8 protein-coding genes and 2 pseudogenes are annotated in these 17,124 nt (G+C 45.1%); 2 read left to right on the top strand and 8 right to left on the bottom strand.

From position 1 onward, the window contains the following. Positions 1–43 precede the first annotated feature (43 nt). The 4 genes from NYE25_RS05340 to NYE25_RS05325 form a co-directional block, all read right to left on the bottom strand. On the bottom strand, positions 44–4,966 hold the full coding sequence (locus NYE25_RS05340; protein ID WP_341145325.1) for an S-layer homology domain-containing protein: 4,923 nt from the start codon (positions 4,964–4,966) through the stop codon (positions 44–46). A 25-nt stretch (positions 4,967–4,991) separates the two neighbouring features. Next, positions 4,992–6,083, bottom strand: a complete 1,092-nt coding sequence (locus NYE25_RS05335) for a peptidylprolyl isomerase (RefSeq protein ID WP_341145324.1) — start codon at positions 6,081–6,083, stop codon at positions 4,992–4,994. A gap of 193 nt (positions 6,084–6,276) precedes the next feature. Next, the gene (locus tag NYE25_RS05330) at positions 6,277–8,442 is read right to left on the bottom strand and encodes a GH92 family glycosyl hydrolase (RefSeq protein ID WP_341145323.1); all 2,166 of its coding nucleotides are present in this window, start codon (positions 8,440–8,442) and stop codon (positions 6,277–6,279) included. 63 nt (positions 8,443–8,505) lie between these two features. After that, on the bottom strand, positions 8,506–10,683 hold the full coding sequence (locus NYE25_RS05325; protein WP_341145322.1) for a beta-galactosidase: 2,178 nt from the start codon (positions 10,681–10,683) through the stop codon (positions 8,506–8,508). Between the two features lie 307 nt (positions 10,684–10,990). Here NYE25_RS05325 and NYE25_RS05320 point away from each other — a divergent pair, with 307 nt between their 5' ends. Then, the gene (locus tag NYE25_RS05320; RefSeq protein WP_341145321.1) at positions 10,991–12,232 is read left to right on the top strand and encodes a response regulator; all 1,242 of its coding nucleotides are present in this window, start codon (positions 10,991–10,993) and stop codon (positions 12,230–12,232) included. Continuing rightward, positions 12,225–13,991 carry a cache domain-containing sensor histidine kinase gene (locus NYE25_RS05315; protein WP_341145320.1) on the top strand — a complete coding sequence of 589 codons (1,767 nt, stop codon included), beginning with the start codon at positions 12,225–12,227 and terminating at the stop codon, positions 13,989–13,991. The genes NYE25_RS05320 and NYE25_RS05315 overlap by 8 nt, the downstream gene beginning before the upstream one ends. A 208-nt stretch (positions 13,992–14,199) precedes the next feature. Here the strand turns inward: NYE25_RS05315 and NYE25_RS05310 are convergent, their stop codons facing one another. The 4 genes and pseudogenes from NYE25_RS05310 to NYE25_RS05295 all read right to left on the bottom strand — a co-directional run bounded on the left by NYE25_RS05310 (position 14,200) and on the right by NYE25_RS05295 (position 17,083). Further along, positions 14,200–14,448: a hypothetical protein gene (locus NYE25_RS05310; RefSeq protein WP_341145319.1), complete on the bottom strand. Its 249-nt coding sequence runs from the start codon at positions 14,446–14,448 to the stop codon at positions 14,200–14,202. A gap of 42 nt (positions 14,449–14,490) precedes the next feature. Continuing rightward, a pseudogene (locus tag NYE25_RS05305) lies at positions 14,491–14,586 on the bottom strand (DinB family protein); the annotation flags it as partial. Positions 14,587–14,612: 26 nt separating this feature from the next. After that, positions 14,613–14,771, bottom strand: a pseudogene (locus NYE25_RS05300) (DUF255 domain-containing protein); the annotation flags it as partial. 440 nt (positions 14,772–15,211) lie between these two features. Next, on the bottom strand, positions 15,212–17,083 hold the full coding sequence (locus NYE25_RS05295) for an AIPR family protein (protein ID WP_341145318.1): 1,872 nt from the start codon (positions 17,081–17,083) through the stop codon (positions 15,212–15,214). Positions 17,084–17,124: the final 41 nt, after the last annotated feature.

The following is a 17,124-nucleotide window of genomic DNA, read 5'->3' as shown; positions in this document are numbered from 1 at the left end:
GAGCTGGAGCCAATTACACTTGGCTCCAGCTCTTTTATGATGATTACAATCCCATAATTCTATAAATCAAAGCAGCAGCCTCCGCACGGGTAGTCAGATTCAGTGGTCTGAAGGTTCCGTCGGAATAACCATTGATTATCCCTGACTGCTGCAGGTACTCAACTGCTTCCCTGGCATAAGCTCCGATTTGCTTCTGATCAGCAAATACTACGGTTTTGCTGGAATAATCCGGCTGAAGAAAAACTAAGCTCAGAGCGCGGAACAAAATAACTGCCATTTCTTGGCGAGTAATCGGTTCTTTTGCGCTAAATAAGCCTTCGCTGCGTCCGTTAACCAGCTTCAGTGCCTGAGCCGTTGAGACAGCTTGGTAATACCAGACGTCTGAACTCACATCTGTGAAAGTACTGCTGCTATCGGCCTGAAGGTCTAGCGCTGATACTAGCAGTTGAACAAACTCAGCTCTTGTGATTTGGCGGGCAGGCTCATATTTGCCATCGCCTGTGCCGTGCACCAGGTCACGGGAAGCCAACGCTTCTAGGATAGCAGCGAAGTCCGAATTGACATCAGAGAAGTGTATATCTCCATTCGCTGCAGCGTATAATCCGAAGTTCCGTGTTGTGAAGGTGATGCTCTCTGTACCTGAAACGTATTTGGAGTTCTTGACCACTTCCGCCAGCCCCTCGCGGGTAATAGAATAGACGATAGCTTGATTCGGCGCTTCACTAGGATTCAATTTATATCCAAACGATACCTTCATTGCCGCAGATTGACTTAATGTTTCTATTTGCTTTCCGTCTACCATCAAGGAGATCCGGTACTCGGCATGCGTTTTCCATTTCTCTTTTAATGCAACAGAAAGGGTTGAAGGATCAACAAAATGAATGGACAGCTCTAACTGCTTGGAACCCTCCGGAATATTGCTACCCCTCTTGTCAATTGGGAACGTTACGGTGGTTGCACCTGCTTTTATTGTAAGAGAGGTAACATTATCTTTCAGTTCGGTAACGGGCAATTGAAAGGTTACACCCTTAGCTGTGGCATCAAATTTAGTAAGCTCAAGTGCCAATGCACCATCTTGCACACCCTTCATTGCTTTTTGAATTTCTCCAGTAGGAAGCTGTGCAAGGCGCATTCCTTCAGCATCAGGTGAAGCCTGAATCTGAATACGGCCGGCTGAGATTATATTCACTGGATTAACTATTTTCCCTCCACTGTTACTATTGTTACCGCCATTATTACTGCCGGACGAACTGCCAGGCGTTTCTGTTCCCCCGCGGTCTTCACTCCGTACCACTTTCAAAGTGTAGGTCTTTGTTGTTGTTCCATTTGCGGCGGTAACTTTGATGCTGACGCTATTTTCTCCTACTTTTAGTTCACTTCCGCCAGTTACTGTTAATTTGGCTTTCGGATCTAAAGGTATCCCTATAACAGTCACGGCTGTTTTAGAAAAGGGTACATTTATTGTATAGGTCAATGTATTACGGTCAAACCCGGGAATATCTGTACCGTCCATACTCAAAAAGCTCAAATCAGCATTATCACTCGGTTGTGTCTCCTCCTCATCTTCGACATTCATAAACTGGAAGGTGCGGAAAAGTGCCGGATCCTTCGCAGCGCCTATGCCTGATCCCCACTCAATATACCCTTTTCGGCCCGCACCATCATTATCGTTAACCAACATCGAGAAGCTCAAGATATTGCCTACCGCTGCCCGAATTGGACTTACTTCACTCCAAGGTAGTGCCAGTGCATATGAGGTAATCTTAGTCGCTTCATCTCGGGTTACACTTAGTGTTCCTTTGGTCAACACTCCGGTAGCGGCACCCTTCATAGACAGCCAACGATAAATTTGCGGCCCCTCCGGCGTCTGCGATATTCCGTATTCATACCAGGATTGGCTATCGCCCGGTACACCGGGAGCAAGGCTGAATTGAATACTGTCATTTTGCCAAATATTAATCCCGGATGCATTATGGCTGAATACATCATCACGGATGTCGGCAGTCAAATAAATGTTATCCGCGTCCCAGCGTAATTGCGCTGTTCCGCTAAGATCATCCGTACCGTTATACCCGCTCAACAAAGGGGTTCCGTCTGCAAGATCAATCAGCGCGGGAGTTCCTGTGTCTGACTGATGCTTCATCCGGTTAATATCTATGTTTTGCTTGAGGTGAACTGTCTCATAGCCTTCAAGGTCAACGGTCAACTCTAGTGGATATTTAACGCTTTCAGAGAATCCCGGCAAAGGAATTGGATAAGTAAATCCGCTATTCGGAGCGATTTCAGCTAGTTGCGACTGGCTACCACTGAGCTGATCACTTCCTTCTCCTATTTTCCAGGAAATTTTGTTAATTCTCAGAGGGTCTACTCCAGAACTGTTTGTAAACTGAAGTTGAAGGGATATGCCTCCGTTTCTACCATCTGTAATATGAGGAGCAATTTTTAAGCCTTGAAAATATAATCGCAGATCATCCACAGGTGCTTTAGGCAGTGTGGCAGGATCAAGTCCGGGTCCATTATAGGCTCCGATATTCGGTGGATTTTCTGCTGAAACAGCATTTCCCCAATAGTCACGGCCTCCGTTGTCTGCAATGATTGCACCAGCCCCAAGCGCAGGGGAGCCTTCTCTTAACTTGTAACCGTCCACTGTATTCCAGCCAATTCCACCGCTGCCCTGAGCAACCAAGAGCGGATTCGCTGTGACGGGATTCGTATTTTCCGGCTCGCTTACTGGATGATTTCCATACAACAGGTTGTGGTCGAAGCTGCCATTTACCCCGGGCAGATTATAACCTCCCTGTCCAAGGTTGTAGACCAGATTGTTCCTGAACGTATAGGGAGCGTTGATATTTCCTGCGTCGTCCCATTCATGGTCGATTATTTTGGTGTTTTGCCCAGTGCCGATATAGATCGTATTGTTATAGATTTGCGTATCCGGCGTAACCCCACCTGCAAAATTAAACGTATGCGTCAGATCATTCTGGCTGATGTTGTATCTGACTACATTGTTAGAGGAGCCGGTCAGCACTCCTGGAGTTAAACGGGCATCGACAAAAAGCATGAATCCGCCCTTATTGCCATGGCTGTAATTATATTGAACTACACTGTCCATAGTATCAATATCCAGATTGAAGCCCTGACCATCTCCCTCTGGTTTATTTGTGTTAAAGGACTCATTAAACTGCACGATATTATTCTTGCCCCGAGTTGGCCAGATTGCGGCTGAGCCGTTAAACTCGCCTTCTTCGGAGTAGTTCCCACCTTCTTCTGCTATGTTATGCTCAATTAACGCTCCGTCCGCACCGAAGGTGAGGATGCCGTCGCTGTCTGCTTGTTTGACATAATTTCCGCGGATCGTAACATTGACCGTAGCATAGTCGGCTCCGTTGAAACGCTGATCCCATACCACAATTCCTGTCCGTCCAATTCGTTCGACCGTGTTGCCTTCGATCCATACCCCATCAAATTTGTCCGTGCCCGTCGTTCCGCCCACATATACGGAGATTCCACCGAACGCATGTGGACCACCTTCTGCCCCGGAAACTGTCGGATAACGGAAGCTGCTTGATACATCATGTATATAGTTATCCTGGATGCGGATATTTCTTAAAGTTCCTCCGTTTGCGTTCTCCACCATTATGCCTTCCCGGTAAATGGTTCCTCTCTCGGAAGCATAGTTAGTGACCTCCAGATCCCGGATGCTCCAGTTTGAGGCGTTGCGCAGGTATACAGCTGCTCCGGCCATGCCTCCACCATTGATAGTCGGTTTACTTCCGCTGCCATAGGCAGTGATTGTTATCGGTTTATCGTCTGTTCCGCTACCCTTAGGATATAATTGTTCGTTCCAGATTCCACCCTTCTTTAACAAAATTCGGTCTCCAGCCTCAAAGGTAGTCTGGTTAACTACAGAGAAGGTCTTCCAGGCTGTCTCAGGTGTTCTTCCATCATTGCTATCGCTGCCTGCAAATGAATCGACGTAATAATCTCCGTCTCCACCGCTGTTCCCTCCATCTCCAGGCAAGCGGTTGGACAAGGAGACCGATCCTAGCTGCATCAGCCAGGGGGCGGAATCGCCGCTGAGCTCGATTTTCAAATAATGAATGCCGGAAGGAATCCCTTGTGCTGGGGTATAATTCGTCCCGGTCCAAGCTGCATCTCCTGTGGATTGTGGAGCTTCATGTATTGCTGAAATCTCTGTCCAGGTGGATGCATCCGCCGATCCATAGAACTTGATGCTTCCGCTAGACCCGGCAAAGGAATGCAGACGGACGATGAAATGCTGCAAATTATGCAAATGGTACACAAGTGATTCTGCCGAATCTGCTGTTCTCACTTCACGAGAATGATCTCCACCAAAAAAAGTGGGATTGCTTGTATCTAAAGACCAATTTGTACTAAATGCATAGAGCTGTGAAACGTCATCAAGCTCATCGTTAATCGTTTGAGGTGCAAGTGATACATTGGAGAGCGTAAGGTGTCCGAGCTGCATCAGCCAGCTGTCGAGGTCGCCGCTGATCTCGATTTTGAGATAATTGATATCATTCGGAAGTGTACCTGCGGGCGTGTATATTGTTCCATACCAACCAGAACCGGTTGCTGTAGGACTGTCATTAATGGACGGAAGCTCCGTCCACGCTGTCGCATCGCCCGATCCGTAGAACTTGATTACGGCTGTTGAGCCAGAGAAATAATAGGCCTGAAGCGTAAACGACTGAATTCCTGTTAATGAATAAACGGCATAACCGGTATCCGTGGATGTCCTGACCAACCGCGTAGCATCTCCGCCGAAGAATTGAGGATTGCTGCTGTCAATCAACCAATTCTCCGAACGCAGCTCCACTGCTGGCAGAGCAGAGAAATCATCGGCATACGTCTCTTCAGCATGGGCAGAAGCACCCATTACAGGGAACACTGTCGTGAAGATCAGCATTATCATTAGTAGTGATTTTGCGAGTTTTTTTAACATTGTTGTAGGATTCCCCCTTGAATATTTATTGATTGGCTTGGTTTGCGAGTCTTTCGGCCATCGGGTAATTCCATTCTGCGATAGCTTTGCCTAACTTATCGTCCACCATGGATCTAAACTTCTGTTGCGCCAAATGAAGTGTGATAGCATCCTTCACTTGATCGAAAGGTTCAACTCCTGCATCCTCTATCGATAGACAGTAAAGTAGATGAATGGCCCCATTTTCAGCAAACAAGCCACTAATCTGTCCAGGTGCAAGCTGATCTGCAGCAAGCAATACCTTAGGATTTTCCAGCGCTGCTGTTCGTCGGGAAGCACTTGTTATTTTGACTTCGCCCACGTTTATACCCAGCTCTTTTGCCTGCTGATGGATGCCTGTGTCTGATCTTATTTCTGCTGCTATTACTGCTGCCCGGAGCAATTCCATTTTCTCCAAGGCCTTCTGCTGATCTTTGTATTCTGTTTCCGGACCAAAAGGCAGCGACGCCCATTCAAGACGTATAGCTCCCGGCCGAGAATATTTAGCAGCTAGATTTGCTTCATATTCCAGCCTTACCTGTTCATCTGAAATCACGATACCTCCGTTGCTGCGCATTGCCTCAATCGTGGCATCCTCAAGGTTGCTCATGTAATAACTGTAGTAGGCCTGCGCTTCCAGATGAAGAGGACCATACACCACCTCCTTATTCGCTGCCGCCTGACTCCTCCGTTGATTCTCGTGCTCCATTCCTTTTAGAAAACCTTCAAAGCTGATATCCGATACCACCCCTGCTTCTTGAGCAAGCTGCAACTCTATCCGCTTCGTCAGTAGCTGTGCCTGGGATTCTTTTATCCACCTGTGGATTGGTTTTTCGCCGGAATAGTCGGTAGACCAGAATTTCTCTGAGTAGTTGGCATCGTAGGTCTGTTTGAAGTAATCAGCAGTCAGTGCCCGATTCATTTGAAGATGCCAGTTGAACTCCGCTGCAGTGACCTCCTGTCCGTTAAGGGTCAGAAGTGGTGCTTCTGCTTGTGGAGCCTGCACATTCATCGCGCCAATCAGCAGCAGGCTTCCCGCTATCAGAGCGAACAGAATAGTGATAAGTCGATTTCTTTTGGAATGAAGTCTTAAAGTCATAAGTTGATTCCTCCTCTCCGCACTCATATTAAGCGCTTTCATTCTCTTCGATATTAGACATGTTACCTTTGAAAAAACAGGCGGGAATGCTGCGAAATGGTTTGCCATTTCACCATTTGCCTAAAAAGAGCAAGATGCTCCATCTATAAACACAAAAACAGCCCGGAATGTTCCGGACTGCTTAGCATTGCTCTTATGTTGGGGTTAACCCCGAAAACATACAGAAGCTCAGGACGCCGCCTTTAATAATTTCTTCATGAGGCAAAGAGTGGTGCTCCCAAAGTGCATAGTTCCAGTGGACCGATTTACTGTACACATTGACGGGGCTGTTGTTTTGCGCTTCAATGACCCATTGCCGCCCATCTTCGAGCTGAATCGTTACTTTATCAAATAGAGGGCTGCCTAGCACATATTCGGGAATCCCGGGACTTAACGGATACAGGCCGATGGCGCTCCAAATATACCAGGCACCCATGCTGCCATTATCCTCGTCGCCGGGTAACCCATCCATTCCACAATTGAACAGTTTAGCCATGGTTTTGCGAACCCAGTACTGTGTTTTGGACAACGCCCCGAGTCGGGCAAAAATATAAGGTATATGGAAGCTGGGTTGATTGCTGATGGCAAACTGCCCTAGATCGGCCGCAGCCATTTCCGACATTTCATGAATTTCCAAGCCATAAGATCCCACTTTGAATATCGGTTCCTCGGCCATTAACTGGTCCAGACGCCGAACAAAAGCTTCCTCGCCACCCATCAGACTGGCTAATCCCGGGAAGTCATGGGGAACCGCCCAGCTCCCTTGCCAAGCCCCACCTTCACAGAACGGATCACCCCACGCCAAAGGATCAAATCCTTCCTGCCAAGTACCGTCCTCGTTACGGCCTCTCATAAAACCAACCTCTGGATCAAACAGCAGCTTGTAATTCTGCGCCCGGTCCATAAAACGCTCATAATCATCCATTTTGCCGAGTGCTTTGGCTATCTGGGCTATACAGAAGTCCCCGTATATATAATCCAGCGTGTTGCTTACACTTTCATGAAAACGATCATGCGGCAGATAGCCGTGCTGCAAATACAATTCTAGCCCCCGTCTACCCAGCTTCTCGTCTGTAGCCGGACGATCTGCATGTTTCAGCAAACCTTCATATAGTAGCTCTACGTCGAAGCCGCCGATGCCCTTAACCACGGCATCCGCAGCTGCCGCATCGATCAGTGTGCCGGGCATGGCACTGCGTTCGCCTGGTGACAGCCATTTTGGCAGCCAACCACTTTCACCGTAAGCTAATGTCCAAGCCTGCATGATCTCACCGAGCAAGGATGGAAACAGGATACTGTATAACGGGAAGCTAGTCCGGTATACATCCCACAGTCCGATATCTGAATACATTGGACCCCGGCAAATGCTGCCGTTAAAAGGACTGTAATGAATTTGCTCGTCCTGCTCGTTATATTCATGCCATGTTCTAGGAAACAGGCAGATCCGGTACATACAGCTGTAAAAGGTACGGAGGTTCTCTTCATCCGCGCTTTCGACAACAATGCGGCTCAGCCGTTCTTCCCAGCCTGCCTCTGCTTTGCTCAAGATCTCTCCGAAGCTGTGCCCACCGACCTCCCGATCGAGATTCAATTGCGCTTGCTCCCCACTAATAAAGGAAGTGCCGCATTTCACTTCTATTACACCGGATTCCGGTATGTTTAATTCTACGTATGCGCCCAGCTTATCGCCGGTTCCTTCATACGTCCTTAGAGGTTGGTACTCCCCGTCAAAGATTCCCGAATCCTCCATGAGGATGTCTGTGTCGAATTGGAAGACGAAATACATCGCGAAATTATCGGGTACCCCGGCGGTATGGCCTCTTGTAAAGCCGATGATCCTGCGTTTCTCCGGTTGAAAGGTGAGTTGAGACTCGCCTTTAAGCGGTGCTATTATGAGCCTGTTCTGTTGTCCCTTAGCGTATGTTATTCTAATCACCGCACAGCGCTCTGTAGGGGTCAGCTCCAGTCGGGTACGATATCGTTGAAGAGACACACCGAAGTAGTGTGGGGACACTTGCATCTCTTCCGGTTTAAAGGAAGATGAGCGCGAATCAGGACTGAGCAATAACGGTCCAGTCTGTGGCAACAGTGTTAGATGTCCATAATCTCCGATCCAAGGACTGGGCTGGTGAGTTAGTCGTATGCCCTCCAGGTGGCGATGGTGCGGATGGAAGAACCAGGTCCCCCCTGCTTCGTGGGTTTGTGGGCTCCAAGCCGCCATGCCAAATGGCATCGCTGTAAGCGGCAGCGTATTGCCGTGTGAGTAGCGGAAATCCGACTTAGTCCCCTGTAATGGATTAACATAATCTAACAAAGCCAAATGGATACACTCCTTTGGCTGGCTTACACCAGCTCTATAATCTCCGACCTTAACTGCTGCCGGCTAAGATAATCGAAATACTTGAACATCTCCAGCTTCTACCCGTATAGACAGGTGAGTTGTTGAAGGTTCAAACGGATTTATTGGCTGAATTTTGGCATTCCCATCGTCAAACCATGGCTCTGCTGAAGTATAATTGGCAGGCAGCGTAACTTTGGCTTCTGCCAACGTCTTCCCTTCATTATGCACATAGAGGAACGCACCTCTGTCTTCTTCAACTTCCCACTCGGAAAGATCAGCGCGGACACCTCCGCTTACTTGCACATTCGGCTGTAGCTTCAATTCCTGCTGTAAAAGATCGCGCACCAACTGGAGCGTTCCGGTATGTCCATCCTGCCAGTAGGCAGCCGCAAGTAAGGTACCGAACCACACAGCACGCCCATTTCCATAAGCAGCGGCCGTCAACACAGGCATGTTGTCCTCGGCAAATTCGGCTAGGACCTTCACATGACTTTGCAGCGAAATATCTGATTTGTAATAGGAGCCGTGTGCCTTATCATCTGCGGCTGCTTCCCCTTCCTTGCTGTGCTCCATTACATTAAGGAGTGGGATCGCCGTCCGTGATTCGAATGCTACCTGATGATAGCTATGATCCAGATTCTCGGCAGAATGAATCCAAGTCTCCCAAACCCCAAAGACTTCATCAAATCCGTAACCGGGAACTGTATAGCTGTGACAGCCATTCTCTGCCTGAAGCGCGCCGAAGGAGTATTCCGAAATCAATATGCCTCCCTTTTCTACCCACTCACGCAGGAGGTCACACAGTTTACGGTTCAGATACAGTGGATAAGGCATCCACAGGCAGCGGTATTGCTCCAATGTCTTTTCCGTAACATCCGACTCATGCAGAAATTCCACTTTATAATTAAGATCATGTAGCAGTTTATGGACGCCTTGAAGGGAATCGTTATAGGTGTCCAAATGATCATGGGCAGCAAAGTTTGCGATTTGGTTCTGTGGGCTGAATAGAATAGCAATCCCGTCCCCACGCCGTTTTGCCTGTAAAAGCTCTTGCTTATTGTCTTGCACAAGCTTATTTAGTTGGGCCATATCCTTGTACCATGGGGTTGGACTGCCGTCCAAATACACACTACCCCAAGCCGGAGCCTCCTGTCCTAATACCTCCGGTCTATACTGCCAGAACAGATATCCCGTGATGCCACGGGCGAGCGGGGTCAGAATATGCTGCTTCATTTCTCGCAGCTCCGGCTGGCGCGGTTTCATCGCCGTATTGCCAGGCAGCGCATGAATCTCTGAGTTGATGATCGGTTTGCCTTTGGCGGCAGAGATCAGTAGATCAGCCGACCAAGCTGAGGACCCTAGGCTATTGCCTGTCAGGTCACAGGGCTCAGCCAGCTTAAAGTCGTCTGAACCTGCTGTAATCATATTAAAAATAGGAGCTGGCACAGTATGTGCCATAACAGGATGCAGCAGATCCAGTGACTTCACAGTATCTACCCGGCTCCGCAGCTCATCTGTTAAAGTACCGGACATGTACAGCCGCCAGTCCACCAAATCATTGAATACGCCTTGCCCACGCGGTGCCTCTACTTCCTCCCAGCTTCTGTAAGTCCGCTGCCATGATTCGTTCAGAGCTTCCAGAGCAATATATTTATTTTTCAGCCATTCTTGGAATGCCAGCACTGAGTGCTCGCAATAACATACCTGGTTGTCAAATGACAGCTTGCGCTTAATCCCTGTCGTCAGCTCAGGCTCATTCCATAAATCCCACACCCAGAGTGCAGGATGATCTTTGAAAGTCTTCACTGTTTCCGCCAGAAATTTCGCCTTCTCCGTGGCTGCAGCTGCATGGTGATAACAAGGTCCAGGAGCTCCGCCAATCTGGCGGCAGTTAATTGCCCTTGGTTCCAGAACGGAACCGTCTGCTGTGATCATTTTGGAATCAGGATGTTTTTTATAAAACCAGGCTGGCGCCACATCGAAAATCACGTTCAAAATGACCTTTAAGCCATTCTGTTGAGCAATATCCATCAGCTCCTGAATATCATCGAACTGGTAGATCCCTTCTTTGGACACGCTGGCGCGCCACTGCACCCAATACTTCACACAATTGAAGCCCTGCCCGGCAATATTGCTTAGGTCTTTCTCCCATTGATCCCGGAATGGGGTTGGGGAACGGTAATATTGAAACCCGAATGGAATAAATGAATTTTGTATCAAGGGTACTCCTCCTACAGCGTTCAATTTCGATGTCATGTATTTATAAAAGCGCTTACCGCTCTTTTACGGTTAAAGTCTATCACAGTACATTTTGCAAAAGTTAGGATGGAATCCTATGAAACGGTTTGTTAAGCTGTTGAAATGTTTAGAACTTCGGCTATGCGGACATTTTTGTACTTAGCCACCGGTGAACATACTGCGAAATCGTTTGTGATCCTGACAACTGAGAAATTACCGCTCCTCTAAAAGAGGTTTCATGTTTATAATGACTGTAAGACATATTAGAAACTACTTCGAGGTGAGGCCAATGTTGAAAGCGCTTATAGTAGATGATGAATATCTCGTCCGTATGGGCATCACCCAAACCATAGACTGGGCAGAATACAACGTCGAGATCATAGGAGAAGCCAGCAATGGCGAGGAGGGTTTGGAGCTTGCACTACAGCACCGCCCGGATGTGATTATTACCGATATCCGTATGCCGTATATGAACGGTCTTGAACTTATCGAGAAAATACGGGAGCAGGACATGCTCGTAGGCATTGTCGTACTTAGCGGTTATGACGAATTTCAATATGCGCAGGCTGCATTACGTTATGGTGCCTCCACCTATTTGCTGAAGCCCATTAATATAGAAGAACTCGCAGATACAGTACGAAGCGTTGGCGATGAAATCCTGGGGAAAAAGCAACTCTCCAAGCGATATTCACAGCTTAATGAGGAAATTACCGCGATATCCAAACAATTCTGGCAGGATTTACTGCATGGCCAGCTGCATAGTGAGGAATTCATTACCAGCAAAATAAAGCTGCTGGAGCTGCAATTGGAACCAGGAAAAGCTATGCTGCCGCTGTCCATAGCCTTCCCTGCTGATAATGGTCTTAAAGGAACTGATGTAGGCAAAGCGTTGGAGGATGAAGCAGCGGTTATTCTGGAAGCGTATTCTTTTGAACAGCTCTGTCTATTCCGCGATAGTCATCTGGAGTGGGTTATGATTCTCCGAACCGATGAACCTGAGCTTGCTGGTGATTCTGCCCGCAGATTAGGTAAGCAGCTATCGGAATGGAGCCAGCAGCACTTCGGCCAGGCTCTTAGCGTTGGAATCGGCAAACCAACTGAAAAATGGAACGGAATCGTAGATTCATACAAACAGGCTGTGCTTGCTGCGCAGCGTGCATTGTCTGGTATTGAACGCGTGTTGTACGCTGAGGAAGAGGCCGGAGCTCGATGCCGGCGTGAAATCAGAGACGCCCTCGCTTTTATCCGGGAGCATTATGCTGGGAACATTACCGTGGAGATGGTTGCTGCTGCGGTGTTCGTCAGTCCAACCCATTTAATGCATCTATTCCGCAAAGATTTGAACAAGACGTTCTATGAATGTCTGACGGAATATCGGATTGAAGAAGCCAAACGTATGCTGCGCAATCCGATGTACCGGGTCTATGAGGTGGGCAATCAGGTTGGTTTCACTGACTCCAAATACTTTAGCCAGATTTTCAAAAAGATGACGGGCATCCCGCCGAGCGAGTATGCAAAAACCTATGGTTAAGCTAACAATGGCCAACCGGATGGATTCTTGGATGCGGAGGTTCAAGATCAAAAGTCGGATTGTTGTTGTCCTGTTAGTGGGATTGTCTCTGCATCTGGTGCTGATGCTTGTTATTTTTAACTTCTATTCCTATACCTATCTGCAGAAGGATCTGTATCGCCATGTGGTCCAGACTCAGCGCCAAATTGGGCTCAGTGTGGAGTTGATGGTCGATGACATTCAGATGTTGTTCCTGCGATTTCTGGTGAACAGCGACATTTACCAGATCATTAATAACGATTCCCTGCCGGCAGCAGACAAGGAACTACGGATCGGGGCTATCATCGACGGTATGCTTGCACAGAATGATCTGGTGGGCAATGTAATCATCAACACCAATGATAATATGCTTTATTCTTATCAGTCCAAGGAGCAAATGCTTGAGGTTCCCGAAGCTTTATTCATCAAACGCATTCAAGAGAGCAGCATGCCTGTTGTCGGAGAAATCAAACGAGATGGAGAAGGCAATGCCTATATCCCCTTTGGACAGCAATTCCGCAACTTCAATACGGGGCAAAATATAGGGGTCGTCATCATCTATGTCAGAGAAGCCGCCTTGGCAGATCTTTATTCCTCCAGTTTCACTGGCATTGGCTACTCCTTCCTGACTTCCAGCGACCGGATTATATCTCACCCCGACAAGCGGCTCTTGGGCAATTTTTTGGAGGAGAATGCCTCTCTTCGCCCGGGTCAGAAAGAAGGCTACCGCACCTGGTCAGATAACGGGAATTCCTATATCATTGCTACTTATCCTTTGAATCCTAGGTTGGAGACGCTTGGCGTTAGCTGGGAGTTCACCAGTGTGATTTCTAGCCACAAGTTGCTGGAGGGAATTGCCAAGGGTAACCGAAATGCCCTTCTTTTCGCCAGTGTTACCTTCATTGTCCTACTGATTCTTTCCTTTTATCTGGCGGCCAAAATCACCCGACCACTACTGAACTTGAAGAAGAAGCTGAGTCTGTTTGGCAAAAAAGACTTAGCAGCTGTCTATGAGCAGCGGGCACAGGTCGATGAGATTTTCCAGCTAGAGAACAGCTACTATCAGATGGTAGAACGGATCAGCCAATTAATGCTTGAAAAAGATGAGGAAAAAGAGAAGCAGCGCAAGGCGGAGCTGACTGCGCTGCAGTCGCAGATCAATCCTCATTTCCTCTACAACACGTTAGATGCGATTGCCTGGATTGCCCGGCTGAAGAAGCAGCCCGACATTGAGCGGCTGATTTCTTCTCTGGCGACCTTTTTTCGGATTAGCCTGCATAAAGGCGATAAATTCGTTACTGTCGACGAAGAAATCCGTTTGGTGGAGAGTTTTGTGACGGTCGAGCAAATGCGTTTCCCGAATAAATTCGAGATTGAATACGATATTGAGGAATCGCTGCGCAAAGTCCGCATTCTAAAGCTGATTCTTCAGCCAATCGCAGAGAATGCGATCAAGCACGGCATCAGCGAGAAACGTGGCATGGGCAGAATCTGGATTAAAGGCGAGCTGCTGGAGGATGAGATTCGCTTTACAGTGACGGATGATGGAGTCGGCTTTGCCAACGGCGCGACACTTAGCCAAGCTAAGGAAGATGTGCTGTTCCAGAGCGGATATGGGTTGCGAAATGTGGACGAACGGATCAAGCTGGAATACGGTCCTCAATATGGGCTAAGCATCTCCAGCACTCCGGGGCAAGGCACCACGGTTACGATTAGCTTGAAGAAGGAGCTGCCCAATTAACTAAGATTGTTAATGAATGCGGACACTACAAAGAAATTGTTCCTTTTTTGAGAGGTAGGTGGTACTTCCACTTTTCTCACAAAGAACGATTTCTTTTTTTGACGTGTGAGAGATATTCTGCTCAATGTCGCGGGGAAAATGAAGCCCTGGACTGTCGCTATTACGTTTCAGTAACGTTTCCTGTTTGCTCAATGCTGTCAATACTGGTTTAATAAATAATATCGTGTTGTTCCCCGTCTTTGGGATCGTTAATAACAACCCACTGTTCCTCAACTATGTTTAGTTCCACATTGCAGAATTCCATTGCTTCTTCTAATGTTTCATAACAATAGTCAGCATTTGCACCCTTATTTTCATGAGTTTCAAATAGAAATAAATAAACACGATACTTTGATTCATAAATCATTACCTTACTGATGTCCCCTATTGGTTCTGTAAGAAGAGCATACATTCTCATTTTTTCACCCCATATGTTCAATTGCATTATCTTACCATAACGTTATCCAGCCCAATAGTTGAACAAGCCCCTACGAAGTAGATTAGCTGTGGTCGGTTCCCGACCAATTTCTCTCGCCCATACAGACAACTGACCAATGACAAGTACGTGTGAATCAACAACTAGCTATACCCAATAGATAAGAAGACAGGCTTGTTGTCGCGCTTGGCGGCTTCAAAAGCCTCTTCCGACCAAGAAAATCAGATAATCGGATTGTGAGCATGTTACAGCAGATACGGTGACTTTTCCTTGGCTAATCTATTGGCTACTTTTTGAGTTGTCATGAGGAATCACCTTTTAATTGTTTAGGTAAGGTTGCTTAAGGTTAGTTCATCTTGATTGGTGGGAAGGCGCAGGTAAAGGAAAAAATCCGCTGAATTAGACCTATTTGCTCTTGTTTGGAGAATATGTTTAATTACAAAGAGCCGCGTATCCTAGGTTATAAGGATCGAGGCTCCTCCTGATTAGTTATACAGTCTTCCTCAAAAAAACAAAGGTCCTAACTAGAGCGATGGTTACAAAAATAATACCAATAAATAATAAACAACTTCGTATTCTCATAAACACATTCTTAATCAACATTAGGTTTAGAATTCTAAGGATTAACAAAAAAAATAATCCAATAGAAATAGTTTGCTAGAATTAAAATGAACTAAGCTACTTAATACTAAGAATTTAGTCTTCTTCATCAATTCACGCCTGCATTCTAATTATCTGCGTGGAATTAGATTTGAGATTCAAAGGTAACTGCGACTTCTTCGTCATCATCTTCATTTCCACTCTCTATATAATCCAGCAACCCTTGATTAACGCCGTGTTCCCTAAGTTCATCCGCAGTTCTGATATAGTAATTATTTGAATCCAATAATTTTTCGTATGTATCATTAAATTCCGAGGAAGAAGTCACTCTATTATGACTCAATTTAGTTATTCTACCAATTAGTTTCATTTTCAACTCATCTTTTTCTTCAAAACACCTGTTAATAAATAGAGATACATTAACCCGAGTTGAATCACCATATTTTCGTTTTAAATATAATTCCAAATATACTTTAGTTAATGAAACCACACTTATAACTAAACTTCGTCTAATCTTTCCAAAACCTTTTCTTGTAATATCATCATCATCTTTATCAACTTCATAACCATTTTGAACTAACGTATAGATAATTAATGAAGCTAGCATATCCTCATACGTGGTATTTTCGTTAAATATTTTTTCATACAAACCATTACTGTTATCTACCTGTGATATAAAAAATAAATTCCGTTTTTCAATTGCGTCGTGTGGATTTTGTAAATGAAATGCTACGTAAGCATTTGCAAACCGTACGTTCGATATAATTCGAACATTAGTAGGTTTATTCTCAGTAAGAAATTCTCCTCTTCTTCTCTGATACCAATAGTTAGTATTAAATGATTCATTTTGAATTCTAATCTGGTGTTCATCATTTGACATAAAATCGAATGCTCTTACTGCATTTTGTGAGTTTGTATACTTGGTTATAGAAAAATTAAAACTTTCATCACTAGATCTAATTAGTCTCAAAGTAATACGTGCATCGGTATCCATTATTTCGCGTTGAATAAAATTTGCATCCTTATACGCTAAATAAATTGAATAAACCGTCTGTGCTCCATTAATAATCTGCAAACCTGTCAATTCGACTTGTTTAGCATTCACTCCAATTTCCGGTATAAGCTTTGTTATTGCAGTAATGCCATTATTAAAATACCAGAAAAGACCTGGTCTTTTCTCCAAAGTTTCTTTTATCTCTTTGTTATAACTTGAAAATATCAGTGGATTTCTAACATTTTTATAAAAAAGACTTAATTTATATTTTTCAAATAATTCATAAATTGTTTTAGGTTTTACGATAAAGATATATGCTCTACTACTACCATTAAAATCAATAAAATCTCTATCAAACTTGTCCCCAAAGCGTTCAATTTGAAGCTTTATCTTGCTTTCTTCTGGATTATAATTATATTCTAATGGATTTGTAGTAGAAAGTCCTTTGAACTCAAATTCTATGAAATCTCTTCTAATTTTTTCAATATCTATTACATTCAATGAAATATTAGGACCATATGTCTTAATGAAACTTTGTATATTGTCCTCACAATTAGGATTTAGTCTACCAAGTGAAAGAAAAATAAATCTTGCTTCACCATTGCTCTCAAGATGTTCAAGAAGTTCCTTGCTTTTTTTATTAAATCTCTCATTTGAAGTCTTTTGTTTGTCACCTCTTAATATCGTTTCAAAATCGTTTATTGAATATTTCAGGTCAGATGCTTCAAACATATTTTCACAATTATTTTTATTATTCCATTTTGACTGAATCACATAAAATATTTTTTTACCAAAAGTGTCTGTTCTCGAAAAAATAATATCACACGAAGAATCGCCATCGCCGTCTGTGATAAATTCTTTAACTGACAATGTGTGCCCATAAAATTTTAAAAACCAGATCAATAAAGCATAACTTTTCTTCTGTGAATCTTGTTTATACTTTTTAAAAATGGGATCTTCACTCTGAGTTATCTCTAGTTTCAATTTATCATCTAATAATTCATAAAAATCTTTTATCTTCAAATTAAACTCTCCCTTATAACTTGTCTCCATAATCTAATTAA

Source organism: Paenibacillus sp. FSL E2-8871 (genome assembly GCF_038000345.1).
GTDB lineage: Bacteria > Bacillota > Bacilli > Paenibacillales > Paenibacillaceae > Paenibacillus_AQ.
This window is presented reverse-complemented; position numbering and strand designations above follow the sequence as displayed.

What these genes read in the sequence shown, in the direction of transcription:
- NYE25_RS05315 (WP_341145320.1), top strand. Translation starts at nt 12,225, where the DNA reads ATGGTTAAGCTAACAATGGCCAACCGGATGGATTCTTGGATGCGGAGG.
- NYE25_RS05340 (WP_341145325.1), bottom strand. Translation starts at nt 4,966, where the DNA reads ATGTTAAAAAAACTCGCAAAATCACTACTAATGATAATGCTGATCTTC.
- NYE25_RS05320 (WP_341145321.1), top strand. Translation starts at nt 10,991, where the DNA reads ATGTTGAAAGCGCTTATAGTAGATGATGAATATCTCGTCCGTATGGGC.
- NYE25_RS05335 (WP_341145324.1), bottom strand. Translation starts at nt 6,083, where the DNA reads ATGACTTTAAGACTTCATTCCAAAAGAAATCGACTTATCACTATTCTG.
- NYE25_RS05310 (WP_341145319.1), bottom strand. Translation starts at nt 14,448, where the DNA reads ATGAGAATGTATGCTCTTCTTACAGAACCAATAGGGGACATCAGTAAG.